At 66.9% G+C, this 5,113-nt stretch carries 5 protein-coding genes; 2 read left to right on the top strand and 3 right to left on the bottom strand.

Going from position 1 to position 5,113, the window contains the following annotated elements:
* The 3 genes from VJ811_RS00580 to VJ811_RS00570 all read right to left on the bottom strand — a co-directional run.
* The coding region (locus tag VJ811_RS00580; protein ID WP_324070158.1) for a LacI family DNA-binding transcriptional regulator at window positions 1–971 on the bottom strand (971 nt) is incomplete at its 3' end.
* A 116-nt stretch (window positions 972–1,087) separates the two neighbouring features.
* Window positions 1,088–2,170 carry a sn-glycerol-3-phosphate ABC transporter ATP-binding protein UgpC gene (locus VJ811_RS00575; protein WP_324070156.1) on the bottom strand — a complete coding sequence of 361 codons (1,083 nt, stop codon included), beginning with the start codon at window positions 2,168–2,170 and terminating at the stop codon, window positions 1,088–1,090.
* A 21-nt stretch (window positions 2,171–2,191) separates the two neighbouring features.
* Window positions 2,192–2,344 carry a hypothetical protein gene (locus VJ811_RS00570; protein ID WP_324070154.1) on the bottom strand — a complete coding sequence of 51 codons (153 nt, stop codon included), beginning with the start codon at window positions 2,342–2,344 and terminating at the stop codon, window positions 2,192–2,194.
* A 258-nt stretch (window positions 2,345–2,602) separates the two neighbouring features.
* Here VJ811_RS00570 and guaB point away from each other — a divergent pair, with 258 nt between their 5' ends.
* The gene (gene guaB / locus VJ811_RS00565) at window positions 2,603–4,060 is read left to right on the top strand and encodes an IMP dehydrogenase (RefSeq protein ID WP_324070153.1); all 1,458 of its coding nucleotides are present in this window, start codon (window positions 2,603–2,605) and stop codon (window positions 4,058–4,060) included.
* A 112-nt stretch (window positions 4,061–4,172) separates the two neighbouring features.
* A partial coding sequence (locus tag VJ811_RS00560) for an RsmB/NOP family class I SAM-dependent RNA methyltransferase (protein WP_324070151.1) occupies window positions 4,173–5,113 on the top strand: 941 nt, incomplete at its 3' end.

The following is a 5,113-nucleotide window of genomic DNA, read 5'->3' as shown; positions in this document are numbered from 1 at the left end:
GCGATCAGCGTCGGGGTCAGGATCGTCGCGCTCGCGCCGCCCAGCGTTTCGCCGCGAAGGATGCGCAGCAACATCATCATCGCGGTCGACCCCAGCCGGTCGATCTTGACCTGCATCGTCGTCAGCGACGGATTGAGGTGGCGCGCGAGCGGGATGTCGTCGAACCCCGCCACCAACACGTCGCCGGGGACCGACTTTCCCGCATTGGCAAGCTCCGCCATCAGCCCGACCGCCATCTGGTCGTTCGCGGCAAAGACGGCGTCGGCGGGCAATTGTCCCTGCACCAGCAACCGGCCGGCCTGCGCGCCGCTCTCCTCCGAAAAATCGCCGGGCAGGATCGCGGGGTTCGAAATCTTTGCGATCTTCGCCATCGCATCGACAAAGCCGCGCTGGCGGTCGCGCGCGTCGCGGTTGTGCTTGGGCCCCGCGATATGGACGACCTGCCGCGCGCCGCGCGCGAGCAGCGCCTCGGTCATCGCATAGGCGCCGCGATAATTGTCGACCGCCACAAAGGGCAGATCGAGCGAGCCGGCGTCATAATTGAGCAGTACCGTGGGCAATGCGGGGTCGAGATAGTCGGACAGCAGTTCGGGCTTCAGGTCGGGCGGCATCACGAGCAGCCCGTCGACCCGCCCGCGCATCGCCGCGATCGCGGCGGCGGTCTCGTGCGTGCTGCCGTGCATGTTGCCGAGCAGCAGGTGCATCCCCGATTCATGCGCGACCAGATCGATGCCGCGGATGATTTCGGAGAAAAACTCGCCGAACAGGTCGGGCAGGATGACGCCGACGGTGTCGGTCTTGCGCCGCGTCAGGCTGCGCGCGCCGCTGTGCGGGACGAAGTTCAGTTTCTTGACCGCCGCCATCACCGCGGCCTTTGTTGGTGCCGTGACGTTGCCGAGCCCGTTGATCGCCCGCGATGCCGTCGCCACCGAAACCCCCGCTTCGCGGGCGACATCTCTCAAAGTAGCCATGCCGTCGGCCCCTTTCCCTCAAATGGCGCCAAGCCGCTGTTGCGACTCTGTATTTTCATTCTTGCCGGGCGCGGAAACCTTCGTACCGTAACCGGTTACATAGGCAAAATGCAAGGTCATTCCCCCGCCGTCCGGACCGCCTGACCGTCGGCGCCGAACAGGTGCAGATGCGCGGGCGGCAGCGAGGCAAGGACCGTGTCGCCCTCGTCGAGGCTGCCGTCGTCGCGTAGCTGACACGCGATCAGATCATCGCCCTCGCGTCCGCCCAGATGCACCGTCGCGAGCCCGCCGAGCCGCTCGATAAAGCGGATCGTGAAGGGCAGCGCATCCGGCGCATCGCCGATCGCGATGTCCTCGGGCCGGATGCCGATCGAGAGCGGTGTTCCCGCCGTCGGCGCCGCCGCGAGCGGGGGCAGGGCGATGCTGCGCCTATCTTCCAGCATCGCGCGACCATCCGTGCCGACGGTCGCAGTAAGGATGTTCATCCGCGGCGTGCCGAGGAATTGCGCGACGAAAATGTTCGCGGGCCGCGCATAGAGTTCGCGCGGGCTTCCGACCTGCTCGATCCGCCCGTCGCGCAGCACGATGATCCGGTCGGCGAGCGTCATCGCCTCGACCTGATCGTGCGTGACATAGAGCGTCGTCGTGCCGAGCTGGCGGTGCAGGCTGGCGAATTCGTAACGCATCCGGACGCGCAAATCGGCGTCGAGGTTCGACAGCGGTTCATCGAACAGGAAAATCTGCGGCTGGCGCACGATCGCACGCCCGATCGCGACGCGCTGCCGCTGCCCGCCCGACAGCGCGGCGGGCTTGCGATCGAGCAGCGCCTCGATGTTCAAGATCCCCGCCGCGCGGCGCACGGCCTCGTCGATCTCGCTCTTCGCCGCCTTCGCGATCTTCAACCCGAACGCCATATTCTCGCGCACCGTCAGGTGCGGGTAAAGCGCATAGGATTGGAACACCATCGCGATGCCGCGCTCCGACGGCGGCAGGCCGGTCACGTCGCGGTCGCCGATGACGATGCGGCCGCCGGTCAGTTCCTCCAGTCCCGCCACGGCCCGCAACAGCGTGGACTTGCCGCATCCCGAGGGGCCGACGATTACCGTGAATTCGCCGTCGGCGACGTCGATCGACACGCCTTTCAACACCTCGGTGGTGCCGAAGCTCTTGCGTGCGCCCTCGATCGACAGTCCGGCCATGGCTCTCTCGTTCCCAACCCCTCAGTGAACGGTCACGCCCGCGCTCGCCTGCCGGGCCGGAGCCCGTCCGGCGGCGATGGCGAAGAAGCGTATGAGCAAAACCGATCCGATCGACCGCGGCGTGGCATTCGAGCGACCATCGTTGCCGGCCGCCGCCTGGCTGTGCACGTTCATCTGGAATATCCTCTTCGCCGAAATTATGTTATACCAGCGGTCTATCGAGCGGCCGGAGGTAATGCAACCGGTTACATTTTTCGGTCGGCTGTCTCGTTTTCCCATGCCTCCACCAATGATCCCGCGCCACGCGAAATAATCGTTCTCCGCCCACTGGCGCGCCCGCGCGCGACTGGTTACATGGGCCGCCACCAAACGAATCGCGTGTGCCGCCCCGAAAACCGGGACAGGCGCCGCCCGCACCAGAAAGTGGCACCCATGGAAATCATCACCGGCCTGACCTTCGACGATGTGCTGCTGGTGCCCGGCGCGTCGGATATCCTGCCGTCGGATGCGAACCTGTCGACCCAGCTCACCAGCGAAATCAGCCTCAACATCCCGATCCTCTCCTCGGCGATGGACACGGTGACCGAGGCTGACATGGCGATATTGATGGCGCAGATCGGCGGTATCGGGGTGCTTCACCGCAATCTGACGATCGAGGAGCAAGCGGCGGCGGTGCGTCAGGTCAAGCGTTTCGAAAGCGGGATGATCGTCAACCCGATCACCATCACCCCCGACGCGCCCCTGTCGTTCGCGACGGCCCTGATGGACCAGCACCGGATTTCGGGCATTCCCGTCGTCGAACCCGGCGGCAAGCTCGTCGGCATCCTGACCCACCGTGACGTGCGCTTCGCCGACAACCCCGGTCAGCCGGTGCGCGAGTTGATGACCGCCGAAAACCTTGCCACCGTGCGCCCCGGCGTTGGGCAGGACGAGGCGCGCAAGCTGCTCCACCAGCGCCGCATCGAAAAGCTGCTCGTCGTCGATGATGACTATCATTGCATCGGCCTGATCACCGTCAAGGATATGGAAAAGGCGGTGAACTTCCCCGACGCGACGAAGGACGCCAGCGGCCGCCTGCGTGTCGCCGCGGCGACGAACACGGGCGACAGCGGCATCGAACGCGCCGAGGCGCTGCTCGAGGCCGAGTGCGACCTGATCGTCGTCGACACCGCGCACGGCCACAGCAAGGGCGTCGGCGAAACCGTCGCGCGGATCAAGAAATTGTCGAACCGGGTTCAAGTGCTCGCGGGCAATGTCGCCACCGGCGACGCGACGCGCGCGCTGATCGACGCGGGCGCCGACGGGGTAAAGGTCGGGATCGGCCCCGGCTCGATCTGCACCACGCGCATCGTCGCGGGCGTCGGCGTGCCGCAGCTCACCGCGATCCTCGACAGCGTCGAAGCGGCGGCGAAGCTCGGCGTGCCCGTGATCGCCGACGGCGGCCTCCGCACCTCGGGCGACGTCGCCAAGGCGCTGGCGGCGGGCGCGTCGAGCGTGATGGTCGGATCGATGCTGGCGGGCACCGCCGAGGCGCCGGGCGAAACCTTCCTCTATCAGGGCCGCACCTACAAAAGCTATCGCGGCATGGGCAGCGTCGGCGCGATGGCGCGCGGCTCGGCCGACCGCTATTTCCAGCAGGACATCAAGGACCAGATGAAACTGGTTCCCGAAGGCATCGAAGGCCAGGTGCCGTTCAAGGGTCCCGCGAAGGATGTGATCCACCAGATGGTCGGCGGGGTGAAGGCGGCAATGGGCTATACCGGCAGCCGCACGCTCAAGGATTTCCGCGAACGCGCAAAGTTCGTGCGGATCACCAACGCGGGGCTGCGCGAAAGCCATGTCCACGACGTCGCGATCACGCGCGAAGCACCGAATTATCCGGCGGGGTAATCTGCCCCGTCGTCATTGCGGGCGCATCGAAACAATCCAGAGCGGATATGTACCGCACCGGATGGCGTCGTTGCTTCGCTCCTCGCAATGACGGGGAAGAAAGGTTGAACTTATGACCCCGGCTGCGCGCGTCCAGACCGCCATCGAGATCCTCGATGCCATCGCCACCTCCGCACGAGATGGCGGGGCACCTGCCGACGCGATCTTTGCCGAGGCGATGCGGGCACGCCGCTATGCCGGATCGAAGGATCGCCGCGCGATCCGGGGTCTCGTCTATGACGCGATCCGCGGCGTGCGGTCGGTGCCGGCCTCGGGCCGCGCCGCGATGCTTGCGCTTGCCGATGCCGACCCCGAACTCGCCGCGCTGTTCAATGGTGCGCCCTATGGCCCGGCAGCCATTTCGGCCGATGAACCGCGCGCCGAAACCGGGCTCGCCACCACCGCGCTGATGAAACTATTCGACCCGCTGGTCGGCAAGGCGGAGCGCGAGGCGATGCTGGTGCGGGCGCCGCTCGACCTGCGCGCCAACCGGCTGCGCTCCAGCCGCGACGAACTCGCATTGATCTTTCCAGACGGCGAAGCGATTACCGGCCTTGCCGATGGCTGGCGCCTGCCCGGCGAAACGCCAGCGGTCCAGCATGCCTCCTATGCCGAAGGGCAGTTCGAGGTGCAGGACGCCGCGAGCCAATATGCCGCCGCCGCGCTTGGCGCTGAAGCCGGGCAGGTGGTCATCGATCTGTGTGCCGGCGCCGGCGGCAAGACGCTCGCGATCGCTTCGGCGACGGGCGACGAAGCCGCGATCCTCGCCTGCGACACCAATCGCGCGCGGCTTCAGCAATTGCCGCCGCGCGCGTACCGCGCCGGGGCGACGGCGATCGAAACTTTGCTGCTCAATCCGGGGCAGGAACGCGCGATGCTCGCCGACCGGATGGGCAAGGCCGATCGCGTCATCGTCGACGCGCCCTGTTCGGGCAGCGGCACCTGGCGGCGCAGCCCCGAACTGCGCTGGCGCTCGACCCCCGTGCGGCTCGACCGTCATGTCGCCGAACAGGC

The sequence above is a fragment of the Sphingopyxis sp. genome (assembly GCF_035250425.1).
In the GTDB taxonomy this organism is placed as follows: Bacteria; Pseudomonadota; Alphaproteobacteria; order Sphingomonadales; family Sphingomonadaceae; genus Sphingopyxis.
The sequence above is the reverse complement of the archived record's forward strand: the minus strand, read 5'-3'. Positions and strand labels throughout refer to the sequence as shown.

Bases quoted from the DNA above. Each gene is read 5' to 3' on its own strand.
- VJ811_RS00575 (WP_324070156.1), bottom strand. From the start codon at position 2,170: ATGGCCGGACTGTCGATCGAGGGCGCACGCAAGAGCTTCGGCACCACC.
- VJ811_RS00570 (WP_324070154.1), bottom strand. From the start codon at position 2,344: ATGAACGTGCACAGCCAGGCGGCGGCCGGCAACGATGGTCGCTCGAAT.
- guaB (WP_324070153.1), top strand. From the start codon at position 2,603: ATGGAAATCATCACCGGCCTGACCTTCGACGATGTGCTGCTGGTGCCC.